This is a genomic window from Conyzicola nivalis (assembly GCF_014639655.1).
Classification (GTDB): Bacteria; Actinomycetota; Actinomycetes; order Actinomycetales; family Microbacteriaceae; genus Conyzicola; species Conyzicola nivalis.
Genome location: NZ_BMGB01000001.1, coordinates 1,111,464 through 1,126,481 on the forward strand (window position 1 = coordinate 1,111,464; position 15,018 = coordinate 1,126,481).

Annotated in this window: 18 protein-coding genes; 4 read left to right on the forward strand and 14 right to left on the reverse strand. The window is 68.0% G+C overall.

What is annotated here, in order from left to right; translation table 11 throughout:
- Positions 1-4 precede the first annotated feature (4 nt).
- The 6 genes from ybeY to hrcA all read right to left on the reverse strand — a co-directional run bounded on the left by ybeY (position 5) and on the right by hrcA (position 4,809).
- A complete protein-coding gene (gene ybeY, locus IEV96_RS05380) occupies positions 5-466 on the reverse strand; it encodes an rRNA maturation RNase YbeY (RefSeq protein ID WP_188509633.1) in 462 nt (153 codons plus the stop codon).
- Between the two features lie 2 nt (positions 467-468).
- Positions 469-1,437, reverse strand: a complete 969-nt coding sequence (locus IEV96_RS05385) for a PhoH family protein (protein WP_229733367.1) — start codon at positions 1,435-1,437, stop codon at positions 469-471.
- 61 nt (positions 1,438-1,498) lie between these two features.
- Positions 1,499-1,867, reverse strand: coding sequence for a histidine triad nucleotide-binding protein (locus IEV96_RS05390; RefSeq protein ID WP_188509635.1), 369 nt, complete (start codon positions 1,865-1,867; stop codon positions 1,499-1,501).
- Positions 1,868-1,890: 23 nt separating this feature from the next.
- Entirely contained in the window at positions 1,891-2,619 is a 729-nt protein-coding gene (locus tag IEV96_RS05395; protein WP_188509636.1) for a 16S rRNA (uracil(1498)-N(3))-methyltransferase, read from the reverse strand.
- Between the two features lie 7 nt (positions 2,620-2,626).
- Complete coding sequence (dnaJ, locus tag IEV96_RS05400) at positions 2,627-3,748, reverse strand: molecular chaperone DnaJ (protein WP_188509637.1); 1,122 nt, start codon at positions 3,746-3,748, stop codon at positions 2,627-2,629.
- A 38-nt stretch (positions 3,749-3,786) separates the two neighbouring features.
- Positions 3,787-4,809 carry a heat-inducible transcriptional repressor HrcA gene (hrcA, locus tag IEV96_RS05405; RefSeq protein WP_188511140.1) on the reverse strand — a complete coding sequence of 341 codons (1,023 nt, stop codon included), beginning with the start codon at positions 4,807-4,809 and terminating at the stop codon, positions 3,787-3,789.
- A 179-nt stretch (positions 4,810-4,988) separates the two neighbouring features.
- Here hrcA and IEV96_RS05410 point away from each other — a divergent pair, with 179 nt between their 5' ends.
- Both IEV96_RS05410 and IEV96_RS05415 read left to right on the forward strand, forming a co-directional pair.
- Positions 4,989-5,387: a DUF4870 domain-containing protein gene (locus IEV96_RS05410; RefSeq protein ID WP_188509638.1), complete on the forward strand. Its 399-nt coding sequence runs from the start codon at positions 4,989-4,991 to the stop codon at positions 5,385-5,387.
- A 55-nt stretch (positions 5,388-5,442) separates the two neighbouring features.
- Entirely contained in the window at positions 5,443-5,817 is a 375-nt protein-coding gene (locus IEV96_RS05415) for a DUF4870 domain-containing protein (protein WP_188509639.1), read from the forward strand.
- A 12-nt stretch (positions 5,818-5,829) separates the two neighbouring features.
- Here IEV96_RS05415 and hemW read toward each other — a convergent pair whose 3' ends face one another.
- The 7 genes from hemW to IEV96_RS05450 are packed head-to-tail and all read right to left on the reverse strand — an operon-like array spanning position 5,830 to position 12,607.
- Positions 5,830-7,056 (reverse strand): radical SAM family heme chaperone HemW, encoded by a 1,227-nt coding sequence (gene hemW, locus IEV96_RS05420; RefSeq protein ID WP_188509640.1) that lies wholly within the window; start codon positions 7,054-7,056, stop codon positions 5,830-5,832.
- 12 nt (positions 7,057-7,068) lie between these two features.
- Positions 7,069-7,560 (reverse strand): nitroreductase family deazaflavin-dependent oxidoreductase, encoded by a 492-nt coding sequence (locus IEV96_RS05425; protein ID WP_188509641.1) that lies wholly within the window; start codon positions 7,558-7,560, stop codon positions 7,069-7,071.
- Positions 7,561-7,582: 22 nt separating this feature from the next.
- On the reverse strand, positions 7,583-8,239 hold the full coding sequence (locus IEV96_RS05430; RefSeq protein WP_229733078.1) for a DUF1990 domain-containing protein: 657 nt from the start codon (positions 8,237-8,239) through the stop codon (positions 7,583-7,585).
- Positions 8,240-10,093 (reverse strand): translation elongation factor 4, encoded by a 1,854-nt coding sequence (lepA, locus tag IEV96_RS05435; RefSeq protein ID WP_188509642.1) that lies wholly within the window; start codon positions 10,091-10,093, stop codon positions 8,240-8,242.
- 60 nt (positions 10,094-10,153) lie between these two features.
- Positions 10,154-10,471 carry a DUF4190 domain-containing protein gene (locus tag IEV96_RS05440; RefSeq protein ID WP_188509643.1) on the reverse strand — a complete coding sequence of 106 codons (318 nt, stop codon included), beginning with the start codon at positions 10,469-10,471 and terminating at the stop codon, positions 10,154-10,156.
- 52 nt (positions 10,472-10,523) lie between these two features.
- Positions 10,524-11,444, reverse strand: coding sequence for a TIGR01777 family oxidoreductase (locus IEV96_RS05445; protein ID WP_188509644.1), 921 nt, complete (start codon positions 11,442-11,444; stop codon positions 10,524-10,526).
- Positions 11,441-12,607, reverse strand: a complete 1,167-nt coding sequence (locus IEV96_RS05450) for a pyridoxal phosphate-dependent aminotransferase (protein ID WP_188509645.1) — start codon at positions 12,605-12,607, stop codon at positions 11,441-11,443. The genes IEV96_RS05445 and IEV96_RS05450 overlap by 4 nt, the downstream gene beginning before the upstream one ends.
- Before the next feature lie 25 nt (positions 12,608-12,632).
- Between IEV96_RS05450 and IEV96_RS05455 the strand changes: the two genes are divergently transcribed.
- Together IEV96_RS05455 and rpsT are read left to right on the forward strand one after the other, a co-directional pair.
- Positions 12,633-13,355: an alpha/beta fold hydrolase gene (locus IEV96_RS05455; RefSeq protein ID WP_188509646.1), complete on the forward strand. Its 723-nt coding sequence runs from the start codon at positions 12,633-12,635 to the stop codon at positions 13,353-13,355.
- A gap of 180 nt (positions 13,356-13,535) precedes the next feature.
- A complete protein-coding gene (gene rpsT / locus IEV96_RS05460) occupies positions 13,536-13,796 on the forward strand; it encodes a 30S ribosomal protein S20 (protein WP_188509647.1) in 261 nt (86 codons plus the stop codon).
- A 150-nt stretch (positions 13,797-13,946) separates the two neighbouring features.
- Here rpsT and holA read toward each other — a convergent pair whose 3' ends face one another.
- Positions 13,947-14,963 (reverse strand): DNA polymerase III subunit delta, encoded by a 1,017-nt coding sequence (gene holA / locus IEV96_RS05465; RefSeq protein ID WP_188509648.1) that lies wholly within the window; start codon positions 14,961-14,963, stop codon positions 13,947-13,949.
- Between the last annotated feature and the right edge of the window lie 55 nt (positions 14,964-15,018).

Here is a 15,018-nt window from a genome sequence, read left to right on the forward strand (position 1 = left end):
GCGACTACCTTCGTCGCTCGGCGAGGGTGAAGCCGACGAGGATGTCGCGCTGCAGCCCGAACATCTCCTTCTCGTCTTCCGGCTCGGCGTGGTCGAAGCCGAGCAGGTGGAGCAGTCCGTGCGTCGTGAGCATCAGCATCTCCTCGATCGGCGAGTGGCCGGCGGTCTCCGCCTGCTCGATCGCGACCTGGGGGCACAGCACGATGTCGCCGAGGAGACCGGCGGGGGTGATGGCGTCTTCCGTTCCCGGGCGCAGCTCGTCCATGGGGAAGCTGAGCACGTCGGTGGGGCCAGGCTCGTCCATCCACTGCACGTGCAGCTGCTCCATCGCCGCTTCGTCGACGAGGATGATCGACAGCTCGGCGTCCTGGTGCACGTGCAGTTCGTCGAGCGCGTAGGTGACGAGGCGCTGCAGCACGGGTTCGTCGACCGGGATGGCCGACTCGTTGTTGACTTCGATAGACATGTTCAGCGCTTCCGGGGGTTCTGGCGTTCGTAGTCGGCGCGTTGGCGCTCGGCGTCGAACTTGGTATAGGCGTCGACGATCTGGCCGACGAGGTTGTGGCGCACGACGTCCGCGCTCGTGAGCGGGGCGAAGACGATGTCGTCCATGTCGTCGAGCACGTGGGTGACCAGCTGCAGTCCGCTCGCGCCGGTCGGCAGGTCGACCTGGGTGATGTCGCCGGTCACGACCATCTTCGAGCCGAAGCCGAGGCGTGTAAGGAACATCTTCATCTGCTCGGGCGTGGTGTTCTGGGCCTCGTCGAGCACGATGAACGCGCTGTTGAGGGTGCGGCCGCGCATGTAGGCGAGCGGTGCCACCTCGATCGTGCCGGCCGCGAGCAGCTTGGGCACGATCTCCGGGTCCATCATCTCGTTGAGCGCGTCGTACAGCGGCCGCAGGTACGGGTCGATCTTGTCGTTCAGGCTGCCGGGCAGGAATCCGAGACGCTCGCCCGCCTCGACGGCCGGGCGGGTCAGGATGATCCGTTCGACCTCTTTGCGCTGCAGGGCCTGCACGGCCTTCGCCATGGCGAGGTAGGTCTTGCCCGTTCCGGCCGGTCCGATGCCGAAGACGATGGTGTTCTCGTCGATGGCGTCGACGTAGGCCTTCTGACCCATCGTCTTCGGGCGGACGGTCTTGCCGCGGCTCGTGAGGATGGCCTGGCTGAGCAGGTCGGCCGGGCTGCCCGACTTCTCCCGCACGATCTTCGCCGACTGGGTGACTTCGGTGTCTGAGAGGTCGACGCCGTTGCGGATCATCTGGATGAGCTCCTCGACCAGCAGAAGCGCCGGTTGTAGTTGATCGGGACCGCCTTCGACCTGGGGGTCGACGGACAGGGTGATGCGGTTGCCGCGCACGAGCACGTTGACGAGCGGGAACTGGCGCTCGATCGTGTGCAGCAGGCGGTCTTGGGGACCGAGCAGCCGCACCATGGCGACGCCGTCGACCTCGAGTTCGACCCGGTTGAACGTTGGTTCGTAGGTGGTGTTGTCGCTACTCGACAAGGGTGCCTTCCGTGAGGGTGATGCCAGGCGCATTGGTGCCCATGACGTGGGCGTGCACGTGGAAAACGGTCTGGCCGGCGCTCTCGCCGGTGTTGAAAACGAGACGGAATTCTCCGTCGGTGTGCTCGTCGGCGAGCGACTGCGCCACGGCGACGACTTCGGCGAGCAGCGCGGGGTCTCCCGCCGCGAGTTCGGCGACGTTTCGGTACTGCTGCGTCTTCGGCACTACGAGCAGGTGCACGGGGGCCTTCGGCGCGATGTCACGGATCGCGATGACCGAGTCGTTCTCGAACACGATCTCCGCCGGGATCTCGCGCGCGACGATTTTGGTGAAGACGGAGGGTTCGGTGTTCGACATACGTCCAGCTTAAACGCTGAGGCTCACCAACGCCCGAGTTTCGCGTTCAGCACAGCGATCGCCGCCGGGCCGGCGGTCGAGGTGCGCAGAACGGTGTCACCGAGCCGCACGAGTGTCGCGCCGGCGGTGGTGAACGCGGCCAGTTCGTTCGGGGTGATGCCGCCCTCCGGCCCCACCACGAGGACGATGTCCCGACCGTCGGGCTCGAGGGCGCTCAGCGCCATCTCCGCGGTGGGTTCGAGCACGATCATCCGCACCTCTGCCGCGAGTCTCGTCAACTGGTTCGTCGAGACCAGGTCGAGCACGTCGGGCAGCCACCCGCGGATCGACTGCTTCGTCGCCTCGCGCACGATCGCGGTCCAGCGGTCGTGCCCCTTGGCGACCTTGGCGCCCTCCCAGCGGGAGATCGAACGTCCGGCGGTCCACGGGATCACACCGTCGACGCCGAGCTCGGTCGCCGCCTGCACGGCGAGTTTGTCGCGATCGCCCTTGGCGAGGGCCTGGGCGAGGAAGATCGCCGGTTCGACGCGCGGTGCCTCGGTGACCTCGGCCACCTCGATCGCGAGTTCGGTGTGCTCGGCGGTGACGACCGGTCCGGAGACCACGAGCCCCCGGCCGTTGCCGATCGACACCGTCTCGCCGACCGCGAGGCGGCTCACGGTGACCGCGTGCCGAGCCTCGGCGCCGTCGATCGACACACGATCGCCGACGACGGCGGTCGACACGAGCTCGTTCAGGTAGAAATGGGCCATCGAGCGCCTATACGTGCAGGAATCGGTCGCGCAACTTCGCGAAGAGCCCCTGCTGGAACTCGGCGAGGTGCGGGGCCTTCGACTTGTGGCTGCCGGCGAACTGGCGCATGAGCTCCTGCTCCTTGCCGCTCAGCTTCGTGGGGGTGACCACCTGCACGCCGATCTTCAGGTCGCCGCGGCCGCCGCCGCGCAGCTTGGACACACCGCGGTCCTTCACGGTGATGATGTCGGCGCTCTGCGTGCCGGGCTTCAGCTCGAGGTCTAGCTCGCCGTCGAGGGCGTCGACGCGCACGCGCGAGCCGAGCACGGCGTCGACCATGCTCACCTCGAGGGTGGCCATGAGGTCGTCGCCGTTGCGGCTGTAGACCTCGTGGTGCTTCACCTTGATCTCGAGGTAGAGGTCGCCGTTGGGGCCGCCGGCGGGGCCGATCTCGCCCTGGTTCGGCAGCTGCAGGCGCAGGCCGGTGTCGACTCCGGCGGGGATGTCGACGGTCATCTTGCGGGTCGCACGGACGCGGCCCTGGCCGGCGCAGGTGGGGCACGGGCTCGGGATGACGGTGCCGTAGCCGCGGCAGGTGCCGCACGGGCTGGACGTCATGATGTTGCCGAGCAGGCTGCGCACGGCGCGCTGGATCTGGCCGGAGCCGTGGCAGATGTCGCAGACGACGGCGCGGGTGCCGGGGGCGCAGCAGGTGCCCTCGCAGGTGTCGCAGAGGATTGCGGTGTTGACCTCGAGGTCGCGTTTGGTGCCGAAGATGACCTCGTCGAGGTCGACCTCGACGCGCAGCAGGGCGTCGCCGCCTCGCTCCTTGCGCGAACGCGGTGCGGCGCCGCTTCCTCCGCCGCCGGGTGCACCCCCGCCGAAGAAGGTGTCGAAGATGTCGCTGAAGCCGCCGAAGCCCTGAGCCCCTCCGCCGAACCCGGCGCTGCCGCCCTGGTCGTATTCCTGGCGCTGCCGCGGGTCGCTGAGCACGTCGTAGGCGTGCGTCACCGACTTGAAGCGGTCGGACGCACTCGGTTCCGGGTTCACGTCGGGGTGGAACTCGCGCGCGAGCTTCCGGTAGGCCTTCTTGATTTCTTCGGGCGAGGCGCTCTTGTCGACGCCGAGTACTTCGTAGTGGTCAGCCACAGTTAGTTGTCAATCCTCACGGTGTTCGTTCCCGGCGGTTATTCGTCGCCGAGCAGTCTGGTCAGGTAGCGGGCGACTGCTCGCACCGCCGCCATGTTGTTCGAGTAGTCCATGCGGGTCGGCCCGAGCACGCCCAGTCGGGCGATGCCGCCGCCCGACGACGTGTAGCCGCTCGAGAGCACCGAAGTCTGGCCGAGGCCGAACTCCGCGTTCTCGCGACCGATGGTCACGGCCACGCCGTGGTGGTCGCCGTCGACCTCGCCGAAGAGTTTGAGCAGCGTCACCTGCTCTTCGATCGCCTCGAGCACCGGGAAGATGCTGCCGTCGAAGTCGTCTTCGGTGCGCACGAGGTTCGCGGCACCGGCCATGAGCAGCCGGTCTTGACGGTTCTCGAGGGTCTGGCCGATGAGCGTGCGCGCCACCTGGGCGACGATGTCCCGGCGGTCAGGGGCAAAGTGCGCCCCGATGGTCGTGAGTTTCTCCGCGGCATCCGAAAGGGGCAGTCCGCCGAGGTTGGCATTGAGCTTGCTGCGCAGTTCGCCGAGGAAGACGTCGTCGATGTCGGATGACACGTCGACGAGTTTTTGCTCGACCCGGCCGGTATCGGTGATGAACACGGTCATGAGCCGGCGCGGCGCGAGCGGCACGATCTCGATGTGGCGCACGCGCGACCTCGTGAGCGTGGGGTACTGCACGAGAGCGACCTGGTGCGTCAGCTGCGACAGGAGGCGGACAGTGCGGGCGAGCACGTCGTCGAGATCGATCGACTCGCCGAGGAAGGTCTCGATCGCCTGGCGCTGGGCGCTGCTGAGCGGCCGCAGGTCGGCGAGCTGGTCGACGAACACGCGGTAGCCCTTGTCGGTGGGCACGCGGCCCGACGACGTGTGCGGGGCGACGATGAGCTCTTCTTCTTCGAGCAGGGCCATGTCGTTGCGGATGGTCGCGGCCGAGACGCCGAAGGCGTGCCGCTCGACGATGGACTTCGAGCCGACGGGCTCGCGGGATGCGACGTAGTCCTGCACGATCACGCGGAGGACTTCGAGGCTGCGGTCGGACACCATCTCACCACCGCCCTTCGCTTCGCCCACTGGCACTCGATCAACCTGACTGCCAATTGTAACTCGGTGCGTCGGGGAAGGAGGTTTGCGCGCGCGGTTCGTACACGCTACGTTGTGCAGTGTTAGCGCCGACCCCCGAACGGGGGGCGCTCCACGCCACCCGAAAGGCCTCCCCCGCAGTGATGTCCGACGTTTCACCCCACCCCCGCGCCCGGGCGTTCTCCACGACGGACGACAAGACGTGGGCGACGGTGGCCCACCTGGGCGGCGTGCTGTGGTTCGCGCCCTCGCTCGTGATCTATCTGATGACGCGCGCCCGCCCCTCCCTCGCCCGGCAGGAATCGAAGGAAGCGCTGAACTGGCAGATCACCTTCACCGCGTTGTACGCCGTGGTGATGACCGTCGAGGCGTTCATCGCCGCGCTGCTGTCGCTCACCCCGGTGGCGCTGATGCTGCCGGTCCTCGCGGTGCTGCCGACCGCCCTCTACGTCGTCAACGCCGCCCTGTCGATCAGGGCCGGCCTGCGGGTCAACCGCGGCGAGCCGTTCCGCTACCCGCTCTCGGTGCGCTTCATCAGGTAGAGCTTTTGTCGAAACAGTTGCACACAGCAACCTCCCATACTGCTTTAATGAGCGCATGACAGACGCGACCCCTCCCACGAACCCCTACCAGGCAACGCCGCAGCCGCTCAGCCCCAGCGACGAACGACTGTGGGCCACGCTGATCCACATCGGCGGTATCTTCTTCAGCTTCATCCCGGCGCTGATCGGCTACCTGGTTCTCAAGGACCGCGGCGCCTTCATCCGCGCGCACTCGCTGACCGCTCTCAACTTCCAGCTGACCATGCTCATCGCGATCATCATCGGCTACGTGCTCACGCTGGTGCTCATCGGCCTGCTCGTGCTGCTCGCCGCCTACATCGTCATCATCATCTTCGGCATCATCGCCGCGATCGCCGCGAACAAGGGCGAGCAGTACAAGTACCCGCTCACCATCCAGTTCATCAAGTAGTCAGAACTCAAGTCACGCCTCGAGTAGGCGTCGCACCACGGCGTCAGCCAGCAGCCGCCCGCGCAGGGTCAGTTCCACCGATCCGCGCAGGGCGGCTGTCGCGTTAACGAGCTCGTCGGCGATGAGCCCCGCGACGGCGACACGGCCGGACGGCTCGAGTTCGTCGATGCGCAGTCCCTCCCGGATGCGGGTGAGCAGCAGTACCCGCTCGACCCGACGCGTCTCGGCGTCGAGCGTCTCGCGACCGGCAGCGGGCGAGAGGCCGGCGAGGATGCGGTCGGCGTAGGCCGCGGGATGCTTCACGTTCCACCAACGCACTCCCCCGACGTGACTGTGCGCGCCAGGGCCGATGCCCCACCAGTCGTGCCCCTGCCAGTAGGCCAGGTTGTGCCGCGACCGGTTGCCGTCGGTGCGCGCCCAGTTGCTCACCTCGTACCACTCGTAGCCGGCGGCGGCGAGCTTCGCATCCAGCAGCTCGTACATGTCGGCCTGCAGGTCGTCGCTCGGTGCGGCGACCTCGCCCCGGCGGATCTGCCGGGCGAGCTTGGTGCCGTCTTCGATGATGAGCGCGTACGCCGACACGTGGTCGGGATTCTCGGCGAGTACCGCGTCGATCGAGGTGTTCCAGTCGTCGAGCGACTCCCCCGGCGTGCCGTAGATGAGGTCGAGGCTCACCTGCAGCCCGGCCTCGCGCGCCCAGGCCACGACGAGCGGGATGCGCGCCGGGTCGTGCGTGCGTTCGAGGGTCGCGAGAACGTGCGGCACCGCCGACTGCATGCCGAACGACACGCGCGTGAACCCGGCCGCCTTGAGCGCGAACAGGTAGTCGCGGTCGACCGAGTCGGGGTTCGCCTCCGTCGTCACCTCGGCGCCGGGCGCGAGACCCCACGCCACGACGATCGCGGCGAGCATCTCGGCGAGATCGGTGACCGGAAGCAGGGTGGGCGTGCCTCCCCCGAAGAACACGGTCGTGGCCTCGCGGTCGGGCAGGCCGCTCGCCTCGAGCACGTGGCTTGCGAGCGCGACCTCCTCGATCGCCTGGCCCGCATAGTCGCTGCGCTTGGCCCCGCGCAGTTCTTCGGACGTGTACGTGTTGAAGTCGCAGTAGCCGCAGCGCACGCGGCAGAACGGAACGTGCACGTAGATGCCTAGGTTTCGGGTGGCCGCGTCATCCGTCACCGAGTGGGGAAGGAGACCGTCGGCGGGCGCCGGATCGGCGAGGGGAAGGGCGCTGGGCATTGTCTGATTCTCTCATCCGGCGTCTGCAGCCGCTTGCGCCGGTTGCAGCTCGAAGATGCGGATGTCACGGTGTGCCGTTATCTCGTAGTCGCGGTAGTGCGGCCACTGCCTCTCGAGCACGGGCCAGAGCCGCTCGGCCTCGGCGGGCTCCAGCATCCGGGCGACGACCGGTGTGAGGCGGCCGCGGTAGTGCACCTCGGCGTCGGGGTGGGCCAGCAGGTTCGCGCTCCACGCGGGATGACGCTCGCGCCCGAAATTGCTGCCGGCCACGAACCACCCACCGTCGTCGCGCGGAAAGCACATCAGAGGAACCTGGCGCCGGGCGCCCGTTTTCGCTCCCGTCGTGAAGAGCGTGAGCGACGGGATCATCGGAGCGCTGAGCTTGAGGCGGCCGCGTGAGGCGCGGAACAGCCACCGGTCGAGCGGCGTGACGAGCGGTCCGACCACGTGGCGCACCGGTGAACGCATGACGGCCGCCGTGACGGCGCGGATGCTGCGGTGCATGCGCCGATTGTGGCACGACCGTCTAGTCGATGGGACCCGCCAGCGCGCGCAGGTAGCGGCGGGTGTAGAACCACTGGGTTACGCGCAGCACCGGCGCGACGGCCCACCAGTACCAGGCGGCGGGCCGGGAGAACGCGCGGATCACGATCCAGACCGAGCCGTCGTCGTTCTGCTCGACGATGAACGCCTCTTCGCCGTCCTCCGGATGCCCGGGGAGGGTCCCGTAGGCGAAGCCGCGGCGCTGCGGCTCGTCGACGACGTAGACGACGCGGGCCGGGGCCTTGATCCAGAACGGCCAGAACCGGATGCGCAGCAACGCGGTGTCGCCCGGCGCGATGTAGGGAGTGCCGTCGGCGCCGAACACCTTCTCGCCCGCGAGCGAGATGTGCGATGGCTTGACCGGCTCGCCCGAGGCGTCGAAGCTCACCGGCGTGTAGGTGAGCTCGCTCACGTAGTCGGGCGTGTGGCTCGTCTCGACCCGGAAACCGCTGTTGCGCTGCACGGCCCAGCTGAAGACTCCGGCGGACGCCCACGCGAAGCGGGCATCTCCGTGACCGATGCGCATCCGCTTCTCGAGCGGTCGGTATCCGGCCGGCGGGTACTGCAGGAGATCAGGCGCCTGGGTGGCACCGACCGCGCCATAACTGACGGGACGGCTCCAGAGCTCGGCGGCGACCACCTACTTCTCTTTCTTTTTGGCTTCCGTGTCACCCGTGAGCGCGGCGACGAAGGCCTCCTGCGGCACCTCGACACGGCCGACCATCTTCATGCGCTTCTTGCCCTCTTTCTGCTTCTCGAGGAGCTTGCGCTTGCGGGTGATGTCACCGCCGTAACACTTGGCGAGGACGTCCTTGCGCATCGCGCTGATCGACTCGCGGGCGATGATGCGGGCGCCGATGGCGGCCTGGATCGGCACCTCGAACTGCTGGCGCGGGATGAGCTTCTTGAGGCGTTCGGTCATCAGCACGCCGTAGGCGTAGGCCTTGTCACGGTGCACGATGGCGCTGAACGCGTCGACGGCCTCGCCCTGCAGCAGGATGTCGACCTTGACGAGGTCGGCCTCCTGGTCGCCGATGGGCTCGTAGTCGAGGCTCGCGTAGCCGGCCGTCTTGCTCTTCAGCTGGTCGAAGAAGTCGAAGACGATCTCGCCGAGCGGCATCGTGTAGTGCAGTTCGACGCGGTCTTCGCCGACGTACTCCATGCCCTGCATCGTGCCGCGGCGGCCCTGGCAGAGTTCCATCACGGTGCCGACGAAGTCCTTCGGCAGCAGGATCGACGCCTTCACGACCGGCTCCGACACGGAGGCGATCTTGCCGCCGGGGAACTCGCTCGGGTTGGTCACGGTGACGGTCTTCTTGTCGTCGGTCGTGACCTCGTAGATCACGCTCGGCGCCGTGGCGATGAGGTCGATGCCGAACTCGCGCTCGAGCCGCTCGGTGATGATCTCGAGGTGCAGCAGGCCGAGGAAGCCGCAGCGGAAGCCGAAACCGAGCGCCACCGAGGTCTCGGGCTCGTAGACGAGCGCGGCGTCGGAGAGCTTGAGCTTGTCGAGGGCCTCGCGCAGCAGCGGGTAGTCGCTGCCGTCGATCGGGTAGAGACCGGAGAACACCATGGGCATGGGTTCGGCGTATCCCTTGAGGGCGACGGTGGCCGGCTTCGCGAAGCTCGTGACGGTGTCGCCGACCTTGGAGAGACGCACGTCTTTCACACCCGTGATGAGGTAGCCGACCTCGCCGACACCGAGACCCTTGGTGGGTGTCGGCTCGGGGGCGCTCACACCGATCTCGAGCACCTCGTGCGCGCTCTTGGTGCTCATCATCATGATCTTCTCGCGCGGGTTGATCTTGCCGTCGATCATGCGCACGTAGGTGATGACGCCGCGGTAGGCGTCGTAGACCGAGTCGAAGATCATCGCGCGGGCGGGGGCGTCGGCGTCGCCCTTCGGCGCCGGGATGAGACGCGTGGCCTGGTCGAGCAGCTCCGGCACGCCCACACCGGTCTTGCCGGAGACGAGCAGGATGTCTTCGGGCTTGCAGCCGATGAGGCCGACGATCTCCTTGATGTACTTCTCGGGGTCGGCCGCGGGCAGGTCGATCTTGTTGAGCACCGGGATGATCGTGAGGTCGTTCTCGAGCGCCAGGTAGAGGTTCGCGAGGGTCTGCGCCTCGATGCCCTGGGCCGCGTCGACGAGCAGGATCGCTCCCTCGCAGGCGGCGAGCGAGCGGGAAACCTCGTAGGTGAAGTCGACGTGCCCGGGGGTGTCGATCATGTTGAGCGCGTAGGTCTGGCCGTCGAGTTCCCACGGCATGCGCACGGCCTGGCTCTTGATCGTGATGCCGCGCTCGCGCTCGATGTCCATGCGGTCGAGGTACTGGGCGCGCATGTCGCGGTCGCTCACCACGCCCGTGATCTGCAGCATGCGGTCGGCAAGGGTGGACTTGCCATGGTCGATGTGGGCGATGATGCAGAAGTTGCGGATGAACGCCGGATCGGTGGAAGCGGGCTCGAGGGCCGTGAGTGCGCGGGGAGACATTTGCAGCAATTGTCCCACGTCAGTGGGGTGCAGCGTGCGCAGAGGTTCTTCGAGCGCCTCTTAGAACAGTCCGACGAAGAAGAACGGCAGGGTGAAGAGCACGCCGAAGAAGCCGGCGACGATCCAACCGAACGCCATGACGGCGCCGAGCACGATGCCCCACACGGCGAGGGTGTGGCCGGTCGGTTCGCGGCGGTAGCCCAGCACGCCGACCACGATCGCGGCGATCGGCACGATGAAGGTATAGCCGAGCAGCACGGACGCGATGCCGAGCACGAGGGCGATGACGCTGAGGTTCTTGGACTCGACGTAGACGGGGGAAGCAGTGGGAGCGGCGGAGGGTGCCGTCGCGGCGGGGAGCGCGGGTGTGTCTGTCATGCCTTCAAGGCTAGGCACGCGGCATCCGTCTCACCATCGGGGTATCCCCCGGTTAATCGCTCAGGGTGGGCCCGTCGGTGATGTCGCGCACGGCCGGCTCGAGCTGCGGGAAACGGAACTCGAATCCCGCCTCGAGCAGACGGCTCGGCAGCACCCAGCGGCTCTTCAGCAGCAGCTCGGTCTCGCTGCGGATGGCGAACGAGCCGATCTCGAGGGCCAGGCGGTTCAACGGCACTCCGAACCGGGCCCCCACGACGCGGCGCAGGGTCGCCATCAGTTCGCGGTTCGGCACGGGGTTCGGCGACGAGATATTGACCGGTCCGTCGATCGAAGCGTTGTCGCGGATGAACCGGACGGCGCGGTACACGTCGTCGATGTGCACCCAGGAGAACATCTGGCGTCCGCCGCGGGTCTTCCCGCCGTGCTGCGTGCCGCCGAGGCCGAACCGGGCGAGGTTCAGCAGCGGAGTCAGCGCCGAGCCGTCGCCCAGGACGATCGCCATGCGCAGCGCGACCTGGCGCGCGCCGGGTCGCGCGTGAGCGAAGAACTCCCGCTCCCACGACGTGGCGACGTTCACCGAGAAGCCCGATCCGATCTGGCCCGCGTCGTCGGTCATCGGCCGGTCGTCGGCGTGCCGGTAGATCGTGGCGGTGCTGGCGTTCAACCACAGGGCGGGCGGCGCGGCGACGGCCTCGACGGCCCGGCCGAGTTCGCCCGTGGTCAGCAACCGCGAACTGAAGATCGCCGCCTTGTTCTTCTCGGTGTACCGGCAGTTGACGCTCCTGCCGGTCAGGTTCAGCAGCAGGTCGGCGCCGTCGAGGGCGCGCTCGAGCGCCGCGGTGTCTCCCCACACCACGTCGGCGCCGGAACGGCCGACGGTCACCACCATGTCGCCGTCTTCGGCGAACCTGCGGGCGAAGTAGCGCCCCATAAATCCGCTGGCGCCGGCGATCACGACGCGTCGGCCGCTCACGCGAGCCCGCCCGGAGCCGGGATGCGGCTCAGGCCCTCGAGCAGCTGCGACTCCTCGGTCGCGAGGCAGACGCGCATCCAGCCCTCGCCGGAGCGCCCGAAGGCGCTGCCGGGGGCGACGGCGACGCGCTTCTCGAGCAGGAAGTTCTCGGCCCACTCGGCGACGTCGCCGCGGCTCACGTGGCTCACGTCGATCCAGAGGTAGAAGGCGCCCGTCGGGGGCAGGTAGCGGATGCCGCGGGCGTCGAGCGCGTTCGTGGCGGCGACGAGGTTCGCGCGGTAGTGGGCCTTCGCCGCGGCGACATGCGAGTGGTCGCCGGTGATGGCGGCGAGGGCGGCGAACTGCCCCGGCGTGCTGACGCAGCTGATGGTCGCCTCCTGCACGGTCCGCATCGTCGCGGCGAGACCGGGCGGCGTGACGAGGTAGCCGACCCGGATGCCGGTCATCGCGTAGGTCTTCGAGAGCGAGAACGCCGAGAACACCCGGCTCGGCTGGCCGCTGTCCGCGGCTTCGAGGCTCGCGATGCTGACGTGCTTGTCGCCGTAGGTGAAGTATTCGTAGACCTCGTCGCTGATGATCCACAGGTCGTGGCGCTTCGCGAAGTCGAGCAGCTCGCGCAGCACCGCCTCGGGGAAGATCGCGCCGAGCGGGTTCGACGGCGAGTTCACGATGAGCACGCGGGTGCGTTCGGTGATCAGGCTCTCGAGCTCCTCGATGCTCGGGAGGAAGCCGCGTTCCGGCAGCAGCGAATACGGGATGGGGTGCGCGTCGAGCATGCGCACGCCCATGGTGAACGTCGTGTAGCCCGGGTCGGGGATGAGCACCTCGTCGCCGGCCTGCAGCGTGAGCGTCATGGCCTGGTAGAGGGCCTGCGTCGCGCCGACCGTGACCCAGACCCGCTCGAGGTCGACGTGGATGTCGTTCTCGCGCGCGAGCTTGTCGACGATCGCCTCGCGCAGCGGCACGATGCCGCCGTTCGGGGTGTAGTCCGTCGCGTCGGCATCCCACGCACGTTTCGCGGCGTCGGCGATGTGAGGGGCGACCGCGACATCCGGTTCCCCGATGACGAGCGAGACGATCCCTTCGAGCTTCGTGGACATCTCGAAAATGTGACGGATGCCGGAACCCGGAACCGTGTCGATGTGCTGGGCGAGGTGCGGCATGTCAACAGGTTATTACGCTGGGGGCATGACAGGTTCCGTGGTGCTCGTGCACGGGCTGCGCACGTCGTCGTCGATGTGGCGGCATCAGCGCGAGGTGCTCGAGGCCCTCGGACACACGGTCGTCACACCCGACCTGCCCGGGCACGGTTCTCGTATGGACGAACGGTTCACCCTCGCGGGCGGGGTCGCGACGATCGAGAAAGCGGTGACGGATGCACCGGGGCCGGTCTTTCTCGTCGGCTTCTCGCTCGGCGGCTACCTCGCCGCGCACTGGGCGGCCGAGCGCCCGCGCGACATCACCGGACTGCTCGCCGCGAGCTGCGGCACCCAGCCGACGCGCGCCATCCTCGACGCCTGGCGCTTCGGCGCCGGGGCGATCCACCTGCTGCCCGACCGCGGACTCGGGCTCAACAACGCGCTCGTGCGGGCCGTCATCCGCGACCCCGCCTACGCCAACGACGTGATCGCCGGCGGTGTCGCGCTCGAGGTCATGCAGGACGCGCTCCGCGAGCTGCGCGGTATCCGCATGGAGGCCGCCCTCTCGCGTATCGACCTGCCGGTGTGGCTCGTGAACGGGACGCTCGACCACATCCGGCTGCAGGAGCGGCGCTTCCTCGCCGCGACGAGGCGCGGGACGCTCGTGCGGATTCCCGGCGCCACCCACATGGTGAGCCTCGCCCGCCCGGCCGAATTCACGAGCCTCCTGACCGACGCGATCAACGCGAGCCGACCGGCGGCGCCCGCGTGACGACCGGCACGCGCTGATTGTCGGATCGGTCGAACAACTGGTAATGTCGTCTGTTGGCTTCCGTGCAACCCTCTATTGCATGACTAGCGGCCGAAAATCGCTAATTTCGGCTGCCCCCGCGAGTTTCATCTCGCGGAGTTTTCTTACACTCGTCAGTTCACATACAAGAAGGTAAATTCAGTGGCAAACATCAAGTCGCAGATCAAGCGCATCGGAACCAACAAGAAGTCGCAGGAGCGCAACAAGGCCGTCAAGAGCGAGGTCAAGACCGCTATCCGCAGCGTCCGCGCCGCCGTCACCGCCGGTGACAAGGAGCTCGCCGTCGCGACCCTCCTCGTCGCAGCGAAGAAGCTCGACAAGGCCGCCAGCAAGGGCGTCATCCACAAGAACCAGGCCGCCAACAAGAAGTCGGCGATCGCCAAGCAGGTCGCAGCTATCTAAGCTCAACCCCCTTCGGAAAGCCCCTCATGCTTCGGCGTGGGGGGCTTTTTCGTGCCCGGCCCGCAACGTGCCGCCGGTCGAGCAGGTCGGGCAGCGACCGTACCGCTGGTCGAGTAGGTCGCGCAGCGACCGTATCGAAACCCCGCTGGCTCAGCTCCCGCCGCGCCGCGCCACGATGCCGACCATGCGCTCGAGCGCGAACACGGGGTCGCGACCGCCACCCTTGATCTGCGCGTCGGTTTCGGCCAGCAGTTCGATCGACCGGCCGAGGCCGTCGTCACTCCAGCCCTGCAGGTCTTTGCGGGCCCGGCCCACCTGCCAGGGTGCGAGGCCGAACTGCTGGGCGAGCTGGCTCTCGCTGCCCCGCGCACCCGAGAGCTTGGCCATGGTGCGCAGTTTCGAGGCGAACGCCGCGAGCATGGGGACCGGGTCGGCACCCGATGCGAGTGCGTGCCGCAGCAGCAGCAGCGCCTCGCCGTTGCGCCCGGCGATCGCGGCGTCGGCGACCTTGAAGGCGGTGGTCTCGACCCGGCCGGAGTAGTACTTCTCGACGGTGACCTCGGTGATCTCCTCGCTCGCGTCGGCGAGCAGCTGCTGGCAGGCGCTCGCGAGTTCGGCGAGGTCGTCGGCGAACGCCGAGACGAGGGCGCGCAGCGCGCCGGGAGTGATGCGACGGCCCGCTGCCCTGAACTCCGCTGCGGCGAAGTCGAGCTTCTCGGTGTCTTTCTTGAGGTCTGCGCAGACGATCTCGATGCCGTTGCCGAGACCGCCACGGATCGCGTCCAGCATGCGCTTGCCGCGCACGCCTCCCGCGTGGCGCAGCACGAGGTAGCAGTCGTCGGCCGGGTGCTCGAGGTAGGCGAGCACCTCGTCCATAAACGCGTCGGTGCACTTCTCGACCCCCGTGACACGGATGAACCGGGGCTCGGCGAAGAGCGAGGGGCTGGCGAGCGTGACGAGCTCGCCCGGCGCGTAGTGGTCGGCCTCTATGTCGCCGAGCTCGAGGCTGGGGTCTTCGACCCGCAGCGTGTCGCGCAGCAGCCGGATCGCGCGGTCAGCGAGGAAGCCTTCGGTGCCCGAGACGAGCACCACCCTGGCGGGACGGACCTTGTCCCACGCGAGTTGCGGGATGACGACCTTGGCCTTGCTCGCTGGCTTGGTTGCCACTCTGTGCTCCCTCGATCGGATCCATGCAAGCCTAATCGCGACCGCCGACGGCAAC